Genomic DNA, 22903 nt, shown 5'->3' on the forward strand with positions numbered 1-22903 from the left:
GCGCTCAGGCGCCGGCGGTGACCTCGAGAGGCAGCTCCAGCGGCATCCGCAGGCCCGCCTGGCGCGGCGCCAGCTCGCTCTGGAGCACCAGCGCCGCCGCACCCACCGCGGCCGCCTCAGGGGCGTTCGAGGAGATGGTCACCCGCACGGGGTGGCTGCCCCGGGCGAAGAACGACTGGCCGAGCCGGCGCTCGATCTCGGGCAGGTACAGCGACCCCGCGAGCGCGAAGGCCGGCCCGGTGAGGATGACGAGCTCGAGGTCGAGCACGTTGGCCAGGGTCTGCGCCGCGACGCCGAGGTACCGCGAGGACCGCTCGAGCAGCTGCAGCGGCAGGTCCTCACCCCGGCTGGCCGCGCGGGCGAGCGCGCCGAAGTTCTCCGCGACGTTGCGGCCGGGCAGGTCGAGGCCCGCGTCACGGGCGGCCGCGACGACCGCCGCCGGTCCCGCGAGCACCTCGACGCACCCGACGTTCCCGCACCAGCAGACGGGACCGTCGAGGTCGACGCAGATGTGCCCGACCTCGCCGGCGTTCGAGCTGGACCCGCGGTAGACGGTGCCGTCGACGATGATCCCGGCGCCGATGCCGGTGCCCATGTAGAGCGCGGCGAACGCCGAGCCGGTGGCGATCCCGCCGGACCAGTACTCGCCGATGGCGGCGGCGGTCGCGTCGTTGTCGAGCAGGACGGACAGCCCGACGGCGTCCTCGAGGGCGGCGCCGAGCGGGAACTCGGCCCAGCGCTGCATGACGGGCGGGGTGAGCGTCATCCCCGTCGACGCGGAGATCGGTCCCGGCGAGACGACGCCCAGCCCGAGGATGCGCGCGGGGTCGACGCCGACCCGTGTGATGGTCGTGCGGACCTCCGCGGCGATGCGGGCGACGACGGTGGCAGGGTCGTCGGACCCGGCTCCAGGCCGCCGCCAGCGGGCGACGATCGCGCCGCCGAGGTTGGCGATGACGTAGGTGATGCCGGCGTGGTCGAGGTGGACGCCGACCGCGTAGCGCGCGGACGGGTCGAGCTGCAGGAGCATGCGCGGCTTGCCGCCGGTCGACTCCGCGCGCCCGACCTCGAGCACGAGACCGTCGTCGATGAGCCGCCGCACGACCGTGGAGATGGTCGCCGCGGTGAGTCCCGTCGCGCGCGTCAACTCGACGCGGCTGATCGTCCCGGCGGCCCGGATGAGATCCAGGATCGCCGATCGGCTGCTCGCGTGCGCGGCGCCGAGGCCCGGCTGGGAGCCGCTCACCAGTCCTCCTCCGTGGGGTCGTCCCCTTGTGGCACACCATAACGATCTGGGTACGTCGTGAGTCTTCTAGGACACGCCCGTTGACTAACTTTGTTCACTTGCCTAAGAATGCCACGCGAAGCACAGTGAACTCGACCCCCGAGCCGCGGTGCCCCATCAGACCCTGGTCGGCACGCGGAGGTGCCGGCCCGAAGAGAGGATCAACGATGTTCCCTCAGAAGCGACGCACCCGCCTCATGGCGTTCGCGGCCGCCAGCTCGCTCCTCGCCCTCACCGCCGCGTGCTCGGGCGGCGCCGGTGACGACGAAGGCAACGACGACGGCACCCCCTCGGGGGAGCTCACCGTCCTGACCTGGCGCACCGACCTCGTGGAGGACGGCACGTTCGACGAGTACGTCGAGACGTTCAAGGCCAAGTACCCCGAGGTCACCGAGGTCAACGTCGAGGGCGTGACCGACTACGAGGGCACGGTCAAGACCCGCATGAACACCGACGACTACGGCGACGTCCTCGCGATCCCCGGCTCGGTCACCCCCGACCAGCTGCCCGACTTCTTCGAGCCGCTCGGCGACCAGGCCGAGATGGAGAAGGAGTACCGCTGGCTCAACGACAAGTCCTTCGAGGGCAAGTCCTACGGCATCCCCGTCGTCGGCAACGTCCAGGGCATCCTCTACAACAAGCGCATCTGGGAGGAGGCCGGGGTCACCGAGTTCCCGACCAACCCGCAGGAGTTCCTCGACGACCTGCAGGCCATCAAGGACAGCGGAGCCGCCTCGGTCGCGCCGCTCTACACCAACTACAAGGACTCCTGGGCGCTCTCGCAGTGGGAGGGCTGGCGCGGGGCCGTCACGGCGAACCCGGACTACGTCAACGAGATGACGCAGACGGACACCCCGTGGACCGAGGAGTCGGACTCCGGCGTCATCGACGGCACGATCTACGACGCCGTCGCGCAGGGCCTCACCGAGGCCGACCCGACCACGACCGACTGGGAGGGCAGCAAGCGCATGATCGGCGTCGGCGAGGTCGCGACGATGGTGCTCGGCTCGTGGGCCATCCCGCAGATGGCTGCGGCCGGTGAGGCCGCGGGCGCCGACCCGTCGGACATCGCGTACATGCCGACCCCGTCGCAGGTCGACGGCAAGTTCCACACGGTGGCCGGTGGCGACTACAACCTCGGCATCAACGTGAACTCGAAGAACAAGGCGACCGCGCGTGCGTGGATCGACTGGTTCAACCACGAGTCCGGCTTCTCCGAGGCGCAGGTCGGCCTGTCGCCGCTCATCGACGGCCCGGTGCCCGCCGCGCTCGAGGGCTTCATGTCCGAGGTCGAGCTCATCACGATGAACCCGGCCCCCGAGGGCAAGGAGTCGCTCTTCGCGGACATCGACACCGCGTCGGGCATCGTCACGACGGACCCGAAGTACCGCTTGTCGCTCATCGACGACGCCCGATCCGGTGCCCGCACGAAGGAGCAGATCTTCGACGACCTGAACTCCAAGTGGGCAGAGGGACGCGCCGACGCCGGCGCCTGAGACCCACCATGACGACTGCAGCCTCGAGCTTCACCGGCCAGGCCGCCGCTGCCGCGTCAGAGCCCGACCTGGCCCACCCCACCGGGAAGACCCCCGGTGGGGTGGGCCGTGGCTCCGCGCGGTACCGCCGGCTCACGCCCTACCTGTTCCTGCTCATCCCCGTCGGGCTGCTGCTGCTCCTGACGTACACGCCCGTCGTCAACATGTTCTGGTACTCGGTCACCGACTGGGACGGGCTCGACAAGACCAAGAACTTCATCGGCGCCGAGAACTACGTCGAGGTGTTCACCGACCCGGAGAACCTGCGGGTCTTCTACGTCTCGCTGTTCTACGTCGTGGGCTCGTTCGTGCAGATGGCTCTCGCGCTCTACTTCGCGACCATCCTGTCGGCCAAGATCCGGTTCAAGAACATGTGGAAGGGCATCCTGTTCTTCCCCTACCTGATCAACGGCGTCGCGATCGGGCTCATCTTCCTCAACTTCCTCAAGCCCGGCGGAGGGCTCGACACCGTCCTGATGAACACGGGGCTCGAGAGCCTCATCCACCAGTGGACGGGTGACCCGGACATCGCCAACTACTCGCTCGCGGCCGTCTCCGTCTGGCGGTACACCGGGCTGACGTTCGTGATGTTCCTCGGCGCGATCCAGTCCATCAACTCGGAGATCTACGAAGCTGCCGCCCTCGACGGCGCGAACCGCTGGGACGAGTTCTGGCACATCATCCTGCCGTCGATCCGACCCATCGTCGGTCTGGCCTTCATCCTCGGCATCTCCGGCTCGCTGTCCGTCTTCGAGATCCCGTTCGTGATGACCAACGGTGCCAACGGCACGGAGACGTTCGTCATCCGCACCGTCTGGATGGCCTTCGAGCGCAACATGGTCGGGCTCGCGTCCGCGATGGCCGTCGTGCTGCTGATCTTCGTCCTGCTCGTCACCTGGCTCCAGCGCAGGCTCGTCCCCGAGGAGGAGGTGGACCTCACGTGAAGACCGCCACCAGCACGGCGAAGTACCTCACGCTCGTCATCGCCTCGATCTGCACGCTCCTGCCGCTCGGGCTCATCGTGTTCGGCTCGTTCAAGACGAACCAGGAGTTCCTCTCGACGGGACCGCTCACGCCTCCGCAGGACTGGTTCAACTTCGAGAACTACGCGACCGCCTTCACCCGCGGCGGGATGGGCCTGGCGTTCTTCAACACCGTGCTCATCTTCGGGGCGGCCATCATCGGCACCATCTTCATCGGTGCGGCCACGGCGTACGCGCTGGACCGCTTCAGGTTCGTGGGACGCGCCGCCGTGGTGGGGCTCTTCCTGCTGGCGACGCTCGTACCGGGTGTCACGACGCAGGTCGCGACGTTCCAGATCATCAACGCCCTCGGGCTCTACGGCTCGCGCTGGGCGCTAATCCTGCTGTTCATGGGCACGGACATCGTCTCGATCTACATCTTCGTGCAGTTCATGCGCAGCATCCCGAAGTCGTTGGACGAGGCCGCGACGATCGAGGGCGCAGGGCACCTGCGGATCTTCTTCCAGATCATCCTGCCCAACCTCAAGCCCGCGATCGCGACCGTCGTCATCATCAAGGGCATCGGCATCTACAACGAGTTCTTCCTGCCGTTCCTCTACCTCAACGACCCGTCGACGCAGCCGATCTCCACCGCGCTGTTCGCGTTCAAGGGACCGTACGGGTCGCAGTGGGAGGTCATCTCGGCCGGCGTGATGATCACGATCATCCCGATCCTGGTGCTGTTCCTGTTCCTCCAGCGGTACATCTACAACGGCTTCACCTCGGGCGCGACGAAGTAGCCCGGCGGAGTCTGTGGACGGGGGGCGGCCGGCCGGCCGTCCCCCGTCGTCGTTCAGACCCGGGTCGCCCGGACCAGCGCGATGCGCTCGGGCAGCTGCAGGGGCGCCTCGAGGCCCGCGCCCGACAGCAGCCGACCGGGCAGCCGGACACCCTCGGGGGTCCACCAGGCCGGCGCGTGGTCCACGTCGTCCCCCGGTGCCTGCGGGCGGACGTGGTAGACCGCGTCCGGGTCCAGACCCGGCAGCGTGACACGCGGCAGGACGGTGGCCGTCGACCGGTCCGTCATCGTGATCGCGAACAGCGCGTCGCCGCGGTCCTGCGCGACCACGCCGTGCACGGCGACGGCGGGGTCGACGACGTCCGCGTGCACGGCCGTCCCCGAGTGCAGCAAGGCGCGCACGTCCTTGTACAGCGCGATCCAGGCGGTCAGGTCGGCCAGCTGCGCCTCGTCGGCCTCCTGGAGGTCCCACTCGATCCCCAGGTGCCCGAACAGGGCCGTCGCCGCCCGGAAGGGCAGGGCGTGCCGTCGACCGGTGCTGTGCGCCGTGCCGGAGCCGATGTGCGCGCCGATCAGCTCCAGCGGGATCAGCAGGTTGGTCCACCGCTGGATCTGCTGCCGCTCGTACGCGTCGATGCAGTCGCTGGCCCACACCCGGTCGGTGCGCTGCAGGATCTCCAGGTCGATGCGCGCCCCGCCCGAGGAGCAGGACTCGATCTCGACCACGGGGTGCCGTTCCCGCAGCTCGTCGAGCAGCCGGTAGACGGCGAGCGTCTGCCCGTGCACACCCGGGGCGCCCCCGTGGCCGGCGTCGACGAGGTCGCGGTTGTGGTCCCACTTGAGGTACCCGATCGGGTACTCGGTGAGCAGGGCGTCGAGGCGCTCGAGGATGTACGAATATGCCTCGGGCACGGCGAGGTCGAGCACCTGCTGGTGCCGGGCCTCCCGCGGCAGCCGGGACGGCACGCGCAGGATCCAGTCGGGGTGCGCCCGGGCCAGGTCGGAGTCGATGTTCACCATCTCGGGCTCCACCCAGAGCCCGAACTGCAGGCCGAGCGCGGTGACGTGGTCCACCAGCGGGTGCAGGCCGTCGGGCCACACGTCCGCCGACACGTACCAGTCCCCCAGCGCCCGGCTGTCGTCGCGACGGTCGCCGAACCACCCGTCGTCGAGCACGAACCGCTCGGCCCCGACAGCCGCCGCGGCGTCTGCGAGCGCGGTCAGCCGTCCGAGGTCGTGCTGGAAGTAGACGGCCTCCCACGTGTTGAGCGTGACGGGACGAGGTGTGCGCGGGTGCTGCGGCCGCGCACGCATCCAGGCGTGGAACCGGCCCGCGAGAGCGTCGAGCCCCACTCCCCACGACCCGTAGACCCACGGGCTGGTGTAGGACTCCCCGCGGCCCAGCCGCACCTCGCCAGACCCGAGCAGCTCACCACCACCGAGGAGCCCGGGGTGGTAGTGGCTGCGCTCGGCGAGCGAGCGGTGGTTGCCGGACCATGCCGTGTGGACGCCCCAGACCTCGCCGGTGCGGTTGGCGAACCCCGTCGTCCCTGCGACGAGGACGAACGCCGCGTCGTAGCCCGTGCGTCCGCGCCGGTTCTCGCGCAGCCGCGTGCCGTGCGTGAAGGCCGTGCGCTGCGGGCTGCGTTCCCGCGCCCAGCGCCCGGTGAAGTCGAGCAGCTCGGTGGCCACCGCGGGGACGGGGAGCGTGAGGAGCAGCGCGTCGAGGCTGAAGACGTCGTCCGCCTCGTTGGTGAGGACTGCACGCTGGCGGACGAGCCCCTGCGCGGTCAGCTCGAGCTCGAGGGTCAGCGCGAGCCGAGCGTCGTCGTCGGCCGCGTCCACGGTCAGTCGCTGCGTCCCGTCGTCCGTGGTGACGACCTCGTGGGAGCGGACGGCGAACAGCGTCGAGAAGTCCTGCCCGGCGCGGCTGCCGACCAGCCCCGGCGTGCCGAGGAAGCCCGCCGACTCCTGCGGGAGCACCGCGACCTCGACCTGGCCGTCGACCGGGAACCCGTGCGGGACGACGTCCCAGGCGCGGCGCGCGGCGGCGAGCGCCGCGCCGTCGAGGGGGCCCAGATCACCGCCCCAGTGCAGGATCCGCGGGAGGGTCCCGCCGCTCAGGTCGACGACGAGACTCACCCCCGCGGCGCGCAGGTGCACGAGCTCGGCAACGGTGGCGTCAGCGGTCACGAGAGGTGTCTCCAGGTCGGGCGGGACGGATCGGTGCAACGCTACGTCCCCGCGTCATTGACTTACTTTATTCAGTTGTCTAAGAATGGCTCCAGGGTACTTGCCAGATGATCGGCCCCTCCCCGGGAGCCGACGATGTTCGTCGCGAGGATGCGGCGCACGCACGCCGGACCCCCGGACCCAGGAGCTCGACGATGAACACCCAGGACCTGTACGACGGCTGGTCGCTGACCGCTGTCGCCGGCCCCGTCCCGACCGACCTCGACGGCCGTCGCGTCCGTGCCCGCGTACCCGGCACCAGCCACACGGCTCTCCTCGAGGCGGGCCTCATCCCGGACCCGTACCTCGACCGCAACGAAGAGGTCCTGGCGTGGATGCGACGCACCGACTGGGCGTACGAGCGCGACCTGGACCTCGCGCCCGCCGCGCCTGACGAGCGCGTCGACCTCGTCTTCGACGGCATCGACACCGTCGCGACGCTCACGTTCGACGGGCAGGAGATCGGCCGGACGGCCAACCAGCACCGCTCCTACCGCTTCGACGTCCGCGACCTGCTCCGTCCGACGACGCAGCGCCTGCGCGTCCTGCTGCACTCGGCCCTGGTCCACGCCGAGGCCGAGGCCGTCCGCCTCGGACCGCGTCCGCTGGCGTACCAGCAGCCGTTCAACATGGTCCGCAAGATGGCCTGCTCGTTCGGCTGGGACTGGGGACCGGACCTGCAGACCGCCGGCCTGTGGCGCCCCGTGACGGTGGAGCGCTGGACGGTGGCCCGCCTCGCCGGGGTCCGACCGCTCGTCACGGTCGACACCGCCGGCACCGGCCGCGTCGAGGTGCACGCGACGATCGAGCGTTCTGGCCTGCCGGGCGGGGACGTCCCGCTCACGGTGCACGCCCGGGTCGCCGGCGCCGACGTCACCGTGACGGTGCCGGCGGACGCGAGCTCGGCCGTCCTCGTCCTCGAGGTTCCGCATGCCCCGCTGTGGTGGCCAGTCGGCCACGGCGCCCAGCCGCTGTCGGAGCTCACGGTCGCCCTCGTCGGGGCGGACCCGGAGGAGCCCCTCGACACGTGGACGCGCCGGATCGGCTTCCGCACCGTCGAGCTGGACACCAGCGCCGACGACCACGGGACCACCTTCACGTTCCGGATCAACGGCCGCCCGATCTTCGTCAAGGGTGCCAACTGGATCCCCGACGACCACCTGCTCACCCGCATCACCCGCGAGCGGCTCGCGCACCGGCTGGACCAGGCCGTGGACGCCAACCTGAACCTGGTGCGCATCTGGGGTGGCGGGATCTACGAGTCGGAGGACTTCTACGACCTCTGCGACGAGCGCGGTCTGCTGGTCTGGCAGGACTTCCTGCTGGCCTGCGCCGCGTACCCCGAGGAGCAGCCGCTCTGGGACGAGCTCGAGGCCGAGGCCCGCGAGAACGTCGCCCGGCTGGCCCCCCACCCGTCCCTGGTGCTCTGGAACGGCGGCAACGAGAACCTCTGGGGCTTCATGGACTGGGGCTGGCAGGAAGACCTCCAGGGCCGCACCTGGGGCTTCCGCTACGCCACGGAGCTGCTCAAGGGCATCGTGGCCGAGCTCGACCCCACCCGCCCGTACTCCGACGGGAGCCCGTACTCCCCCGGGGCCGCGCTCACCGAGGTGCACCCCAACGACCCCGACCACGGCACGTTCCACCAGTGGGAGGTGTGGAACCGCGTCGACTACCGCGTGTACGGCGACGACGTCCCCCGCTTCTGCTCCGAGTTCGGCTTCCAGGCCCCGCCGACGTGGGCCACCCTCACGCGCGCGGTCCACGCGGCCGACGGCGGCCCGCTGACCAAGGATGACCCGGTGTTCCTCCTGCACCAGAAGGCCGAGGACGGCAACGGCAAGCTCGACCGCGGTATGGAGCCGCACCTCGGCGTGCCTGACGACTTCGCGGACTGGCACTGGGCGGCCCAGCTGAACCAGGCGCGGGCCGTCCGGTTCGCCATCGAGCACTACCGCTCCTGGTGGCCGCGCACCGCCGGCTCGATCGTCTGGCAGCTCAACGACTGCTGGCCCGTGACGTCGTGGGCGGCGATCGACGGCGACGAGCGTCCCAAGCCTCTCTGGTACGCGCTGAGGTCCGCGTACGCGACGCGCCTGCTCACCGTGCAGCCGCGTGAGGGTCGCGAGGTGCTCGCGGTCGTGAACGAGACCCCCGTCCTCTGGCAGGGGATCGTCCGCCTCTCCCGCCAGCGCCTGGACGGCTCCGTTCTCGCCGAGGAGGACCTCGCGCTCGCCGTCGGGGCCTGGTCCGTCGGCCAGTTCGCCCTCCCGGGCACCGTCGCGACCCCCGCCGACGCGTCGCAGGAGGTCCTCGTCGCGCGCCTCGGCGACCTCCAGACGGTCCACACCTGGGTCGAGGACGTCGACCTGGCCCTCGTCCCGGACGCCCTGAACGCCTCGGTGACCCCCGTCCAGGACGGCTACCGCGTGGACGTGAAGGCGACCTCGTTCGCCCGCGACGTCACGCTCCTCGTCGACCGGCTCGACCCCGACGCCGTCGTCGACACCGCCCTCGTCGACATCCCGGCGGGTGCCACCGCCTCGTTCCACGTACGCACCCGAGGGGCGTTCGACCCCGCCGACCTCACGCGCACCCCGGTGCTGCGCTCCGCCAACGACGTGGTGCTCCCCCGGGCCGGCGCACGTGACCTCACCCAGTCGCCCGTCTGAACCACGTCCTGCCGCAGGTACGCTCGCGTCCATGGCACATGGGCTCGACGCGGTGGGACTGGTTCTGGCTCGGCCCGCCCGCATGCTCGGCTTCGAGCCGTTCTTCATGGAGCTCATCGGCGGCATCGAGGAGTCCCTGGCTGCCGAGGGGCGCTCGCTGCTCCTGCACGTCGTCCCTGACCACGACGCGGAGATCCGCACGTACCGTCGCTGGGGCGAGGGCAAGCTCGTCGACGCCGTCGTGGTGGTCAACATCGCGCTCGAGGACTCGCGGCTGGACGTGCTGGGCGAGCTCGGCATCCCCACCGTCGTCGTCGGCGGCCCGCGCCCCGACCTGCCGTTCGCCAACGTCTGGATCGACAACGCCGAGGCCATGCGGACCGCGGTGACCCACCTCGTCGGCCTCGGCCACCGGCGCCTGGCCCGCGTCAGCGGTCCTCGCCACCTGGCCCACACCCAGGCACGGACCGACGCGTTCACGGGTGAGTGCGCTCGCCTCGGCGCGCACGGTGCGGTCGTCGAGGGTGACTACGGCGAGGAGTCCGGCACCCGCACCACCCGCGCACTCCTCGGCCGGGGCGACCCGCCGTCGGCGATCATCTACGACAACGACGTCATGGCCGTCGCAGGCCTCGGCGTCGCGCACGAGATGGACGTCGCCGTGCCCGAGCGCCTGTCCCTGCTCGCCTGGGACGACTCGGCGCTCTGCCGGCTGTCCCACCCCGCCCTGTCGGCCATGAGCCTCGACGTGCACGCGATGGGCGTCCAGGTGGCCGACTGCGTGCTCAACCTGCTCGCCTCCGGCACCGTCCGCTCCTACACCGCGCCCCTGCCACGGCTGGTGGCGCGGGGAACGACGACCACCGCGCCCGTCGCCGACGCCTGAGGTGCAGGTCACCACAGGGACAATCCTGCGCAGAACCCCCGCGGGTGGTTGGGTAGGGGCATGAGCCCGGCCGCCCCCTCTCCGGTTCCCGTCGACAACGACACCCTCCGTACCGTCGCCCACGGGGCGTACTACGCACCGCACGACGTCCTCGGCCCCCACGTAGGGGGTGGCGGTGTCACCGTCCGCACCCTGCGCCCGCTCGCCGAGTCGGTGGTGGTCGTGACGTCCTCGTCACGTGTCGCTGCGCGCCACGAGCAGGACGGGATCTGGGTCGCGGTCCTCCCGGGCGCTGACGTCCCCGACTACCGCCTCGAGGTGACGTACGACGGGTACACCACCACCGTCGACGACCCCTACCGCTTCCTGCCCACGGTGCAGGAGCTGGACCGCCACCTGGTGCGCGAGGGTCGGCACGAACAGCTGTGGACCGTCCTGGGCGCCAACGTGCGCAGCTACGGCGGGGAGCTGGGCGAGGTCAGCGGCACGTCGTTCGCCGTCTGGGCGCCCAACGCCCGTGCCGTGCGCGTCGTCGGCGACTTCAACTACTGGCAGGGCGCCTCCCACGCGATGCGTTCGCTGGGCGACAGCGGCATCTGGGAGGTCTTCGCCCCCGGGATCGGCGCCGGTGCCCGCTACAAGTTCGAGATCCTCGGCAACGACGGCTCGTGGCGCCAGAAGGCCGACCCGCTCGCGCAGGGCACCGAGGTGCCGCCCGCGACGGCCTCCGTGGTGGTCGAGTCCCGCTACCAGTGGACCGACGACGCATGGCTGACCGCCCGCGCCGCCCGCGACCCCCACACGGCACCCATGAGCGTCTACGAGGTCCACCTCGGCTCGTGGCGGATCGGGCTGTCCTACCGCGAGCTGGCCCAGCAGCTGACCGAGCACGTCGTCTCGCTCGGCTTCACGCACGTCGAGCTGATGCCCGTCGCCGAGCACCCCTTCGGTGGGTCCTGGGGCTACCAGGTGTCGTCCTACTTCGCCCCGACCTCACGCTTCGGGCACCCTGACGACTTCCGCTACCTCGTCGACACGCTGCACAAGGCCGGCGTCGGCGTCATCGTCGACTGGGTCCCCGCCCACTTCCCCAAGGACGAGTGGTCCCTCGCCCAGTTCGACGGCACCGCGCTCTACGAGCACCCGGACCCGCTGCTCGGTGAGCACCCCGACTGGGGCACGTACGTCTTCAACTTCGGCCGCTCCGAGGTCCGCAACTTCCTCGTCGCCAACGCCACCTACTGGCTCGAGGAGTTCCACATCGACGGCCTGCGCGTCGACGCCGTCGCGTCGATGCTGTACCTCGACTACTCCCGCAAGCCCGGCCAGTGGCGGCCGAACCAGTACGGCGGCCGCGAGAACCTGGATGCCATCTCGTTCCTCCAGGAGGCCAACGCCACGGCCTACCGGCGCACCCCGGGGATCATGATGATCGCCGAGGAGTCCACCGCGTGGCCCGGCGTGACCGCCCCCACCGACGGCAACGGCCTCGGGTTCGGCCTGAAGTGGAACATGGGCTGGATGAACGACACCCTGCGCTACCTGGCCGAGGAACCCGTCCACCGGCGTTACCACCACAACGAGATCACCTTCTCGATGGTCTACGCCTACTCCGAGCGCTTCGTGCTCCCCATCAGCCACGACGAGGTCGTGCACGGCAAGGGCTCCCTCTACGAGCGCATGCCCGGCGACCACTGGCAGAAGCTCGCGGGCGTCCGCCTCCTGGTCGGGTATCAGTGGACCCATCCCGGCAAGCAGCTGCTCTTCATGGGCACCGAGTTCGCCCAGCAGACCGAGTGGGCCGAGTCGCGCTCCCTCGACTGGCACGCGCTCGACGACCCCGCCCACCAGGGCGTCATGCGCTCCGTGGCGGACCTCAACCGCGTCTACAAGGACACCCCCGCCCTCTGGCAGCTGGACCACTCCCCCGACGGGTTCGAGTGGATCGACTCCGACGATGCCTTCCGCAACACCCTCGCGTACCTCCGGAAGGGTTACGACGCCCCACCCGTCGCGGTCGTCGTCAACTTCGCCGGCATCCCGCACGAGGGCTACCGCCTCGCTCTCCCCCGCGGTGGTCGATGGCACGAGGTCTTCAACTCCGACTCCGAGGCGTACGGCGGCTCCGGCGTCGGCAACCTCGGCGAGATCGAGGCACTCCCCGAGCCGCACTACGGCCGCCCGTACTCCGCCTCGATCCGCGTCCCTCCGCTGGGCATCGTCGTCTTCGAGGCCGGCTGACCTCGGACACGACGGCAAGACGCAAGGAGCCCGCACCACTCGGTGCGGGCTCCTTTCCGTCTACGGTCGGACACATGGCGCGCGTGCTGGTGACCGGGATGTCGGGCGTCGGCAAGTCCACGCTCCTCGCCGCGCTGCGGGACCGGGGACATCACGCCGTCGACACCGACTACGGCCACTGGGAGCTGCCCGACGGGACCTGGGACGAGCCGCGCATGTCCCGGCTGCTCGCCGAGAACACCCATGTCGTGGTCTCCGGGACGGTCGAGAACCAGGGTCGGTTCCACGACCGCTTCGACCACGTAGTCCTGCTCAGCGCGCCCCTCAGCGTCCTCCTGCAACGCGTCCAGAACCGCACGGGCAACCCCTACGGGTCGTCTCCAGCGGATCGAGCGGAGATCGCCGGCTACCTGGCCACGGTGGAGCCACTCCTGCGCCGAAGCGCGACGGTCGAGCTGGACGGTCGACGACCAGTCTCCGAGCTCGCGGACGCCGTCGAAGAACTCATCCTCGGATGAATGAAACCCCTCTGACGACAGCCAGGAATAGTCCAGGAAACAGAAAGAGCCACCCCCGTAGGGGTGGCTCTTYCTGAATGATGTCCGGCGGCGTCCTACTCTCCCACACCCTGGCGAGTGCAGTACCATCGGCGCTGAAGGGCTTAGCTTCCGGGTTCGGAATGGGACCGGGCGTTTCCCCTTCGCTATGACCGCCGTAACGCTGTCGAGTTGTCAAACGGGTTCCCGTTCGTTACTCGGGAACCGCACAGTGGACGCGTACACGCATTGAATGGTGTGGTGAAGTTGTCGGCTTATTAGTACCGGTCAGCTGCAAGGGTCTTGAGTCCCCTCTTCCACATCCGGCCTATCTACCCAGTGGTCTAGCTGGGAGCCTCTCACCCCTCGAGGGGGCATGGAAACCTCATCTTGAAGCAGGCTTCCCGCTTAGATGCTTTCAGCGGTTATCCCTTCCGAACGTAGCTAACCAGCCGTGCTCCTGGCGGAACAACTGGCACACCAGAGGTTCGTCCGTCCCGGTCCTCTCGTACTAGGGACAGCCCTTCTCAAGTTTCCTGCGCGCGCAGCGGATAGGGACCGAACTGTCTCACGACGTTCTAAACCCAGCTCGCGTACCGCTTTAATGGGCGAACAGCCCAACCCTTGGGACCTACTCCAGCCCCAGGATGCGACGAGCCGACATCGAGGTGCCAAACCATGCCGTCGATATGGACTCTTGGGCAAGATCAGCCTGTTATCCCCGGGGTACCTTTTATCCGTTGAGCGACGGCGCTTCCACAAGCCACCGCCGGATCACTAGTTCCGACTTTCGTCCCTGCTCGACCTGTCAGTCTCACAGTCAAGCTCCCTTGTGCACTTGCACTCGCCACCTGATTGCCAACCAGGCTGAGGGAACCTTTGAGCGCCTCCGTTACATTTTAGGAGGCAACCGCCCCAGTTAAACTACCCATCAGGCACTGTCCCTGATCCGGATCACGGACCGAGGTTAGATATCCAGAGCGACCAGAGTGGTATTTCAACGTTGACTCCACCGACACTGGCGTGCCGGCTTCACAGTCTCCCACCTATCCTACACAAGCCGCACCGAACACCAATACCAAACTATAGTAAAGGTCCCGGGGTCTTTCCGTCCTGCTGCGCGTAACGAGCATCTTTACTCGTAGTGCAATTTCGCCGAGTTCGCGGTTGAGACAGCGGAGAAGTCGTTACGCCATTCGTGCAGGTCGGAACTTACCCGACAAGGAATTTCGCTACCTTAGGATGGTTATAGTTACCACCGCCGTTTACTGGGGCTTAAATTCTGAGCTTCGCCTTGCGGCTGACCCGTCCTCTTAACCTTCCAGCACCGGGCAGGCGTCAGTCCGTATACATCGTCTTGCGACTTCGCACGGACCTGTGTTTTTAGTAAACAGTCGCTTCTCCCTGGTCTCTGCGGCCCTTCACGCTCCCCGAGCAAGTCGGTTCACGCTTCAGGCCCCCCTTCTCCCGAAGTTACGGGGGCATTTTGCCGAGTTCCTTAACCACGATTCTCTCGATCGCCTTGGTATTCTCTACCTGATCACCTGAGTCGGTTTGGGGTACGGGCGGCTAGAACCTCGCGTCGAGGCTTTTCTTGGCAGCATAGGATCACCAGATTCCCGCATTCGCGGTCACCGTCAGCTCTCAGGCTATGTGAGGTGCGGATTTGCCTACACCTCGCCCTACGACCTTGGACGTGGACTACCATCGCCACGCTTGGCTACCTTCCTGCGTCACCCCTGTTAATACGCTTACCTACTACCGGTTCGGGTCACGCGCTCCACGCCACGGTGTCCCCGAAGGGACGATGTGACGTCTCGGGCGTTTAGCATCACCGGGCTCGGTATGGGCGGTTCTTCGCCGGTACGGGAATATCAACCCGTTGTCCATCGACTACGCCTGTCGGCCTCGCCTTAGGTCCCGACTTACCCAGGGCGGATTAGCCTGGCCCTGGAACCCTTGATCATTCGGCGGACGGGTTTCTCACCCGTCATTCGCTACTCATGCCTGCATTCTCACTCGTGTGGCGTCCACCGCTGGGTTCCCCCGCGACTTCACTCGCCACACGACGCTCCCCTACCCATCCACACGCCTGAACACACCCGAAGGTGCGCTGAGCTGATATGTGAATGCCACAGCTTCGGCGGTATACTTGAGCCCCGCTACATTGTCGGCGCGGAATCACTTGACCAGTGAGCTATTACGCACTCTTTCAAGGGTGGCTGCTTCTAAGCCAACCTCCTGGTTGTCTGTGCAACTCCACATCCTTTCCCACTTAGCATACGCTTAGGGGCCTTAGCTGGTGGTCTGGGCTGTTTCCCTCTCGACTACGGAGCTTATCCCCCGCAGTCTCACTGCCACGCTCTGGCTTACCGGCATTCGGAGTTTGGCTAACGTCAGTAACCTGGTGGGGCCCATCGGCTATCCAGTAGCTCTACCTCCGGCAAGAAACACGTGACGCTGCACCTAAATGCATTTCGGGGAGAACCAGCTATCACGGAGTTTGATTGGCCTTTCACCCCTAACCACAGGTCATCCCCCAGGTTTTCAACCCTGGTGGGTTCGGTCCTCCACGCGGTCTTACCCGCGCTTCAACCTGCCCATGGCTAGATCACTCCGCTTCGGGTCTAGAGCACGCGACTGAATCGCCCTATTCGGACTCGCTTTCGCTACGGCTTCCCCACACGGGTTAACCTCGCCACGTACCACTAACTCGCAGGCTCATTCTTCAAAAGGCACGCTGTCACCCCTGCTAGGGAGGCTCCAACGGATTGTAGGCACACGGTTTCAGGTACTATTTCACTCCCCTCCCGGGGTACTTTTCACCTTTCCCTCACGGTACTTGTCCGCTATCGGTCACTAGGTAGTATTTAGGCTTACACAGTGGTCTGTGCAGATTCACTCCAGGTTTCTCGGGCCCGGAGCTACTTGGGATCCCCTTCGGGAGGCCACGCCATTTCGTCTACGGGGGTCACACCCTCTGTGCCGGGCCTTTCAATGCCCTTCGACTATGACGCGACTTTCTGACTCCCTGCTGATTCGGCAGAACCAGCTGAAAGGTCCCACAACCCCGTGCACGCAACGCCTGCCGGCTTGAACACGTACACGGTTTGGCCTGATCCGCTTTCGCTCGCCACTACTCACGGAATATCTCTTCCTGGCGGTACTGAGATGTTTCACTTCCCGCCGTTCCCTCCACACACCCTATATATTCAGGTGCGGGTCACACGACATGACTCGTGCGGGGTTTCCCCATTCGGACATCCTCGGATCACGGTTCGTTTGCCAACTCCCCGAGGCTTATCGCAGGCTACAACGTCCTTCTTCGGCTCCTAGTGCCAAGGCATCCACCCTGTGCCCTTATAAACTTGACCACAAAGATCATTCAAAAAGATGCTCGCGTCCACTGTGCAGTTCTCAAGCTACGACCGGGACMAGCACCCTCACCCCAGCGCCTACCCACCACACCAACCCCTTACGGGACCGTGCGATGGGTGGTTCGTCTGAGCGGTACCAGCCCGCAGCCACCCGCACCCGACCCCCACCCACAGGTGAGACCGCGTGCGCAGCGACCCTGAACGAACAACCTTCCGGCTGTTCCCTCAGGACCCAACAGCGTGCCCAGCCGACCCCTCCCCAGCAACGAACCGTTCCCACCCAGAACCCGARGGCCTGGCGTACTAGGTCGCCACCAGCTCGAAAGCCGGCCACAGTCGATGTTCCACCCTCGAGCACCGTCCCCCACTCGTTCGGCAGGGACAACGGGCCTGGACACCCTCCACCACCCATGACAGGCGAATGTGGCTGCCAGATGCTCCTTAGAAAGGAGGTGATCCAGCCGCACCTTCCGGTACGGCTACCTTGTTACGACTTAGTCCCAATCGCCAGTCCCACCTTCGACAGCTCCCCCTCTTACGAGTTGGGCCACTGGCTTCGGGTGTTACCGACTTTCGTGACTTGACGGGCGGTGTGTACAAGGCCCGGGAACGTATTCACCGCAGCGTTGCTGATCTGCGATTACTAGCGACTCCGACTTCATGGGGTCGAGTTGCAGACCCCAATCCGAACTGAGACCGGCTTTTTGGGATTCGCTCCACCTCGCGGTATCGCAGCCCTTTGTACCGGCCATTGTAGCATGCGTGAAGCCCAAGACATAAGGGGCATGATGATTTGACGTCATCCCCACCTTCCTCCGAGTTGACCCCGGCAGTCTCCCATGAGTCCCCGGCATAACCCGCTGGCAACATGGGACGAGGGTTGCGCTCGTTGCGGGACTTAACCCAACATCTCACGACACGAGCTGACGACAACCATGCACCACCTGTACACCGACCTTGCGGGGCAACCATCTCTGGAAGTTTCCGGTGTATGTCAAGCCTTGGTAAGGTTCTTCGCGTTGCATCGAATTAATCCGCATGCTCCGCCGCTTGTGCGGGCCCCCGTCAATTTCTTTGAGTTTTAGCCTTGCGGCCGTACTCCCCAGGCGGGGCACTTAATGCGTTTGCTGCGGCACGGAACTCGTGGAATGAGCCCCACACCTAGTGCCCAACGTTTACGGCATGGACTACCAGGGTATCTAATCCTGTTCGCTCCCCATGCTTTCGCTCCTCAGCGTCAGTTGCGGCCCAGTGACCTGCCTTCGCCATCGGTGTTCCTCCTGATATCTGCGCATTCCACCGCTACACCAGGAATTCCAGTCACCCCTACCGCACTCTAGTCTGCCCGTACCCACTGCAAGCCCAAGGTTGAGCCTTAGGTTTTCACAGCAGACGCGACAAACCGCCTACGAGCTCTTTACGCCCAATAATTCCGGACAACGCTTGCGCCCTACGTATTACCGCGGCTGCTGGCACGTAGTTAGCCGGCGCTTCTTCTGCAGGTACCGTCACTTGCGCTTCTTCCCTGCTGAAAGAGGTTTACAACCCGAAGGCCGTCATCCCTCACGCGGCGTCGCTGCATCAGGCTTGCGCCCATTGTGCAATATTCCCCACTGCTGCCTCCCGTAGGAGTCTGGGCCGTATCTCAGTCCCAGTGTGGCCGGTCGCCCTCTCAGGCCGGCTACCCGTCGTCGCCTTGGTAGGCCACTACCCCACCAACAAGCTGATAGGCCGCGAGCCCATCCCAGACCGATAAATCTTTCCAGACACCACACATGCGCGTGTGTCTCGTATCCGGTATTAGCCATCGTTTCCCATGGTTATTCCAGAGTCTGGGGTAGGTTGCTCACGTGTTACTCACCCGTTCGCCACTGATCAGACCAGCAAGCTGGCCATCACCGTTCGACTTGCATGTGTTAAGCACGCCGCCAGCGTTCGTCCTGAGCCAGAATCAAACTCTCCGTTAATGTCTACATGGCACCCCACCACCAAAGCAGCAGAGCAACCGACWAACGAAATGGTCCCGATAAGGACCGTTCAGATTCGGCTGAATTTTGATGCCGCACCCCCACGGAGGTGGAAGACACGACACCCATCTCAACCAAGACCCACCACCCCGCAACACCCCACCCCGAAACGGGACAAGACACCACCAGATGACGAGCCATATGGCATCGACTATTTGGCACACTGTTGAGTTCTCAAGGAACAGACGCGCATCNCCCCACCCCGAAACGGGACAAGACACCACCAGATGACGAGCCATATGGCATCGACTATTTGGCACACTGTTGAGTTCTCAAGGAACAGACGCGCATCCCTCCAGGCCTTTCAACCTGTCCGGAGGCAACCGTTCTAACTTAGCGGAGCTGCCCTTCCCCGTCAAACCGCCTGGTCAGAGGTGGTTCAGCTGGAGAGGAACCTCAGTTCCGCGTCCGGACACTCGTGATGACCGACGATCTGGCCGCCGGTCGAAGAGTCCGAGGATGTCGCTCCGGGGGACCAGCCACTGCGGTTCGATCCGCGGTGTCCGTTCCTCCCTGCCGGGCGACATCGAGAAGATTACGCAGGCCCGGGCCGGAAGGGCAAATCCGCGCCCGGTGACGCGGGTCACGTCCTCGGCAGAGCCACGACCTGCGCAGATACGCGTTCCTCAGTACAGCGCGCTGGCCATCGCGCGGCGGGCCGCGATCACGCGGGGGTCCTCCCCGCCGATGACCTCGAACAGGTCGACCAGGCGCACCCGCACCCGCTCGCGGTCCGGGCCGAAGGTCGTGCGCAGGACGTCGACGAGCCGGCTGAACGCGTCGTCGACCTTGCCGCCGAGGATGTCCAGGTCCGCGACCACGAGCTGGGCGTCGACATCTGCCGGGTTTGCCGCAGCCGCCGCGCGGGCCGCCTGCAGATCGAGGTCACGCGTCCGGTCGAGCAGTCCGACCTGCGCCAGCCCGGCGCGTGCGAGAGCGTCGCGCGGGTTTTCCTTGAGCGCCTGCTCGTACGCGGCGGTCGCCGCCGTGAGGTCGTCGCGCTCGATCGCGTCGTAGGCCGCCTGGTGCAAGGGCGGGAGCTCCGGTTCGGGCTCAGGCTCGTCCGGGGCGTCAGTGTTGTTCGGTGCGGCGCGGCCGGTGATCCCGTTGGCCTCGGCGGCTGCGAGCACCTGGTCGAGGACTGCGCGGACCTGGTCCCGGGGATACGCCCCCTGGAACAGGGGCAGCGGCTGGCCCGCGAGCACCGCGACGACCGTCGGCACGCTCTGGGCCTGGAACGCCTGAGCGATCTGCGGGTTCGCCTCGGCGTCGATACGCGCCAGGAGCCATCGGCCGGCGTCCTCGTCCGCGAGGGACGCCAGGTCGGCAGCGACCGTGGCGCTGGCTTCGCTCCGGGGCGACCACAGGACGACGACCACCGGGTGCTGCGTCGAGCTCTGCACCAGGTCGGGGAACGTCGTCTGGTCGATGTCCACGACGTACGCGCCGGGCGCGGGCAACCCGCCCGGCGTGCCCGGGGCGGGCGTCGCAGGACGATTCAGCGTGGACAGGTCGACCGCCCCCCGCACGTCGAGGGGGGGACGGGGTCCGGTGGGCTGCGACATGCGGCGTTCTTCCTTCGTGGCCTGTGTCAGGGTCGGCGGGTCTGCTGTGCTGTCAGTGATGCACTCACTCGGCGGTCGCCGAGGTGACGGCGTGCTCCGCGGCGAGCAGCTGCACGAGAGCAGCACTGCCGGCGGGGGGCACGTACAGGACGAGCACGTCGGTGAACGTGCGGACGAAGTTGCTGCCCGCGCTCTGCTTGCCGGTGAGCGCGGCGTAGAACGGGTCGGAGATCGGGATCGTGCCACCCGCCACCGTCAGCGTCACCGTGGACACGGTGGTGAGCTGGCCGACGACGATGGCGCCGCCGTCGACCGTCTGGAGCGTGACCACCGGGGCGGCCTCGGGCGTGTAGGTCTCCGTCGCCGAACCGGCTGCCTGGACCCCCGCCACGGTTGCCGCTCGAGCGGCCTCGATGCTCGTGCGGAACGTGTCCTCCTGGAACGTCGCGGCGTACGCCGACGCGGTGCCGTTCGCCAAGACGTCCGCGTACTGCTGCAGCGCCTCCGCCGGGGTCACCAGGAGTCCGGTCGCGTCGGGCGCCAGCACGGGGCTGCCGGTCTCCGGGGCAGCCGTCGCCGGCATCTGCACACCCGCGCCCATCCGTCCCCAGCCCCACAACCTGTACGGGTCCCGGGGTGCGGTCTGCTGCATCACGAGGATGCGCGGCGCCTGCAGGTCGTCGGGCTGCTTGGTGACCACGAGCTGCGTGCGGGGCCAGGCGTCGGTCTGCGGCACGATCAGCGCCTGCTCGTCCGTCGGGAGCGCGGTCGGCGGCTTCGCGCCGGCCGTCGCGGTGGCCCGGGCGTACTCCGCCGTCCGCACCGCGAGCGCGGGTCCTTCGACCCGGGGCGGCAGCAGCGCCGCGTCCAGCGTCGCGTCGGCGGTGGTGAGGACCTCACCGACGTCGGTGAGCACGTCCTGGGACTGGAACACCGTCGTCGCCGCCGGAGCGACGGCCGGTACCGGCTCGGGCTCGGGCTGCGGGAGGGGCGCGGCGCAGGCGGACAGCCCGAGCACGAGCGCGCAACCGGTGGCCGCGAGCAGCCGGCGGGACCGTGGCGTGCGCGTCATCGCTGCTCCCCTCCCGTGTCCGTGTCGCTCTGCGAGTCGTCCGGGGTGCCCTCGGTCGGCGGCAGCCCCCATGCGCGGCGCCAGGCGTCTGCCCGGGAGCCCGCGGTCGCCGGCTCGTCCGTCGACGGTGCCTCGTCGGCGGCGGGCCGCATCCACGTGGGACGGCCGGCGTGCACCGACGAGTCGGGTCCGGACGTCGAGCCGGGCTGCACGCGATCGCCGGGAGGCGGCGGGACCGCCGACCAGCCGGCAGGTCCGCTGCCCTCCGGTTCCGTGACGGGTGCGGGTCCTTCGCCCGTCGTCGAGGTCGCGGACGGCGACGGTCCTGCTGTCCCTCGGACCCAGGACGGTCGGCCGTGCGGTGTCGCCGGGTCCGTCGGACGCGTCGGACCAGCGGCTGCGCCGACCGGCGCACCAGCAGGTCCGCTCGGTCCAGCGGTCGAGCCGCCCGGCCCAGCGGTCGAGCCGCCCGGCCCAGCGGTCGAGCCGCCCGGTCCAGCGGTCGCACCGCCAGGTCCAGCGGTCGCAGCGCTCGGTCCAGCGGTCGCACCGCTCGGGCGGCCCGGTGCCGGCGACGGGGTGCCTGCGTCCGGGGTGCGCACCGCGTTCGGCGGGGGTGTCGGGGTCCATGCCCCCGCGGAGTTCTTCTGCTCGGGCTCGGGGCTCGCCGGTGTCACCGGGATCGCCCCCGTGGGCGGGCGCAGCCCCCGTCGACTTGCCTCCGCCCCGGCCGGCACGGTCGCCGACGCCGGTGTCGGCGCCGGGAGCGGCGCGGGATCGGAGGACGCCGGTTCGGGTGCGGCTGCGGGGACCTGCGGGACGGCGCCGGTCCGCGGCTTCGTCGGGTGCGACTGCGCGGCCTCACGGATCTGACGCCGCGTGAGCACGGGGATGGCGTCGATGTCGTCGCTGACGACCACAGCGGGCGTCGCACCCGTGGTCACCGGGTGCCACTTCGGCGCGTCCAGCCCCGCACGTCGACGACGGACGTCGCGCACCAGCAGCCAGACCGCGAGGAGCACCAGCAGCGTCCCGACGGCGACGCACGGCCAGAGCCAGGGCGTCGTCACCACACGCGGCCACGCCAGCGACAAGGTGGGGGCGGACTCCCCCGTGCTGACGGCGAGCAGGCTCCACCGGCCCTCCTGTGCCGGCCAGACCAGCTCGGCCGAGCCGGTCCCGGTCTCCTCGGCGACCCAGAGGTCCGACCCGGTGGGGTCTGCCGCGGGCACGGGCTCGTCGGTGGCCGCCGCGGTCGGCGTCGGGCTCGCCGCGTCCGCCGGCGCAGGCTCCGCGGCTGCCGCGTCCGTGGGCGTCGGCGTGGGCGCCGGGGCTGCGACGTCGTCGACGGCCAGCGCGTGCCAGGACGACAGACCTGTGACCTTCGCGTGCGCGTCGCTGCCCACCCAGCCCGCCACGTCCGTGTCCCGACCGACCGCAAGGACGACGGTGCCGCCGTCCGGGACGCTCACCTTGACGGTCACGGGGTCGCCACCGAGCTCCAGGACGCCCGGATCGGTCACAAGGGTGTGCGCACCGCCGGACGTCGTGGCGACGAGCACGTCATCGGCTCGCCAGACCGTCGCGGACGCGATGCCGAGACCGATGACGACCAGTCCGACGACGCCGACGGCGGCGGTGGTCAGTCGCTTGAGCACGCAGGATCCTCCAAGGGCGGGGACCTCAGGATAGGCAGACACGCTCGTCACAGCCG

The 22903-nt window shown here is 68.1% G+C and carries 12 protein-coding genes and 3 rRNA genes; 7 read left to right on the forward strand and 8 right to left on the reverse strand.

The genetic code is table 11. The features are described from left to right. Positions 1 to 4: 4 nt before the first annotated feature. On the reverse strand, positions 5 to 1246 hold the full coding sequence (locus ASG23_RS07690) for an ROK family transcriptional regulator (RefSeq protein ID WP_056022483.1): 1242 nt from the start codon (positions 1244 to 1246) through the stop codon (positions 5 to 7). Positions 1247 to 1452: 206 nt separating this feature from the next. Here ASG23_RS07690 and ASG23_RS07695 point away from each other — a divergent pair, with 206 nt between their 5' ends. The 3 genes from ASG23_RS07695 to ASG23_RS07705 are packed head-to-tail and all read left to right on the forward strand — an operon-like array spanning position 1453 to position 4582. Beyond that, positions 1453 to 2781, forward strand: a complete 1329-nt coding sequence (locus ASG23_RS07695) for an ABC transporter substrate-binding protein (protein WP_056022488.1) — start codon at positions 1453 to 1455, stop codon at positions 2779 to 2781. An 8-nt stretch (positions 2782 to 2789) separates the two neighbouring features. Continuing rightward, entirely contained in the window at positions 2790 to 3764 is a 975-nt protein-coding gene (locus ASG23_RS07700) for a carbohydrate ABC transporter permease (RefSeq protein ID WP_056022491.1), read from the forward strand. After that, a complete protein-coding gene (locus ASG23_RS07705; protein WP_056022494.1) occupies positions 3761 to 4582 on the forward strand; it encodes a carbohydrate ABC transporter permease in 822 nt (273 codons plus the stop codon). Before ASG23_RS07700 ends, ASG23_RS07705 begins: the two co-directional genes overlap by 4 nt. 53 nt (positions 4583 to 4635) lie before the next feature. Here the strand turns inward: ASG23_RS07705 and ASG23_RS07710 are convergent, their stop codons facing one another. Then, complete coding sequence (locus ASG23_RS07710) at positions 4636 to 6774, reverse strand: alpha-galactosidase (RefSeq protein WP_056022821.1); 2139 nt, start codon at positions 6772 to 6774, stop codon at positions 4636 to 4638. Positions 6775 to 6968: 194 nt separating this feature from the next. Between ASG23_RS07710 and ASG23_RS07715 the strand changes: the two genes are divergently transcribed. From ASG23_RS07715 to ASG23_RS07730, 4 genes are all read left to right on the forward strand, one after another. After that, positions 6969 to 9485 (forward strand): glycoside hydrolase family 2 protein, encoded by a 2517-nt coding sequence (locus ASG23_RS07715; protein ID WP_056022497.1) that lies wholly within the window; start codon positions 6969 to 6971, stop codon positions 9483 to 9485. Positions 9486 to 9516: 31 nt separating this feature from the next. After that, on the forward strand, positions 9517 to 10371 hold the full coding sequence (locus ASG23_RS07720) for a LacI family DNA-binding transcriptional regulator (RefSeq protein ID WP_056022501.1): 855 nt from the start codon (positions 9517 to 9519) through the stop codon (positions 10369 to 10371). A gap of 60 nt (positions 10372 to 10431) precedes the next feature. After that, a complete protein-coding gene (glgB, locus tag ASG23_RS07725; protein WP_056022504.1) occupies positions 10432 to 12612 on the forward strand; it encodes a 1,4-alpha-glucan branching protein GlgB in 2181 nt (726 codons plus the stop codon). A 74-nt stretch (positions 12613 to 12686) separates the two neighbouring features. Then, positions 12687 to 13130: an AAA family ATPase gene (locus ASG23_RS07730; protein WP_056022505.1), complete on the forward strand. Its 444-nt coding sequence runs from the start codon at positions 12687 to 12689 to the stop codon at positions 13128 to 13130. A gap of 82 nt (positions 13131 to 13212) precedes the next feature. Here the strand turns inward: ASG23_RS07730 and rrf are convergent. From rrf to ASG23_RS07760, 6 genes are all read right to left on the reverse strand, one after another. Continuing rightward, a 5S ribosomal RNA gene (gene rrf, locus ASG23_RS07735) occupies positions 13213 to 13329 on the reverse strand. A 77-nt stretch (positions 13330 to 13406) separates the two neighbouring features. Then, a 23S ribosomal RNA gene (locus ASG23_RS07740) occupies positions 13407 to 16522 on the reverse strand. A 448-nt stretch (positions 16523 to 16970) separates the two neighbouring features. Beyond that, positions 16971 to 18492 (reverse strand): 16S ribosomal RNA (locus ASG23_RS07745). The 16S, 23S and 5S rRNA genes sit together here, the layout of an rRNA operon. 686 nt (positions 18493 to 19178) lie before the next feature. Next, on the reverse strand, positions 19179 to 20117 hold the full coding sequence (locus tag ASG23_RS07750; RefSeq protein ID WP_056022508.1) for a tetratricopeptide repeat protein: 939 nt from the start codon (positions 20115 to 20117) through the stop codon (positions 19179 to 19181). 64 nt (positions 20118 to 20181) lie between these two features. Beyond that, the gene (locus tag ASG23_RS07755; protein WP_056022511.1) at positions 20182 to 21189 is read right to left on the reverse strand and encodes a hypothetical protein; all 1008 of its coding nucleotides are present in this window, start codon (positions 21187 to 21189) and stop codon (positions 20182 to 20184) included. Further along, positions 21186 to 22847, reverse strand: coding sequence for a hypothetical protein (locus tag ASG23_RS07760; protein ID WP_056022514.1), 1662 nt, complete (start codon positions 22845 to 22847; stop codon positions 21186 to 21188). The genes ASG23_RS07755 and ASG23_RS07760 overlap by 4 nt, the downstream gene beginning before the upstream one ends. Between the last annotated feature and the right edge of the window lie 56 nt (positions 22848 to 22903).

The sequence above is a fragment of the Cellulomonas sp. Leaf395 genome (genome assembly GCF_001424125.1).
In the GTDB taxonomy this organism is placed as follows: domain Bacteria; phylum Actinomycetota; class Actinomycetes; order Actinomycetales; family Cellulomonadaceae; genus Cellulomonas.

What these genes read in the sequence shown, in the direction of transcription:
- ASG23_RS07755 (WP_056022511.1), bottom strand. Translation starts at nt 21,189, where the DNA reads ATGACGCGCACGCCACGGTCCCGCCGGCTGCTCGCGGCCACCGGTTGC.
- ASG23_RS07720 (WP_056022501.1), top strand. Translation starts at nt 9,517, where the DNA reads ATGGCACATGGGCTCGACGCGGTGGGACTGGTTCTGGCTCGGCCCGCC.
- ASG23_RS07700 (WP_056022491.1), top strand. Translation starts at nt 2,790, where the DNA reads ATGACGACTGCAGCCTCGAGCTTCACCGGCCAGGCCGCCGCTGCCGCG.
- ASG23_RS07715 (WP_056022497.1), top strand. Translation starts at nt 6,969, where the DNA reads ATGAACACCCAGGACCTGTACGACGGCTGGTCGCTGACCGCTGTCGCC.
- ASG23_RS07730 (WP_056022505.1), top strand. Translation starts at nt 12,687, where the DNA reads ATGGCGCGCGTGCTGGTGACCGGGATGTCGGGCGTCGGCAAGTCCACG.
- glgB (WP_056022504.1), top strand. Translation starts at nt 10,432, where the DNA reads ATGAGCCCGGCCGCCCCCTCTCCGGTTCCCGTCGACAACGACACCCTC.
- ASG23_RS07695 (WP_056022488.1), top strand. Translation starts at nt 1,453, where the DNA reads ATGTTCCCTCAGAAGCGACGCACCCGCCTCATGGCGTTCGCGGCCGCC.
- ASG23_RS07750 (WP_056022508.1), bottom strand. Translation starts at nt 20,117, where the DNA reads ATGTCGCAGCCCACCGGACCCCGTCCCCCCCTCGACGTGCGGGGGGCG.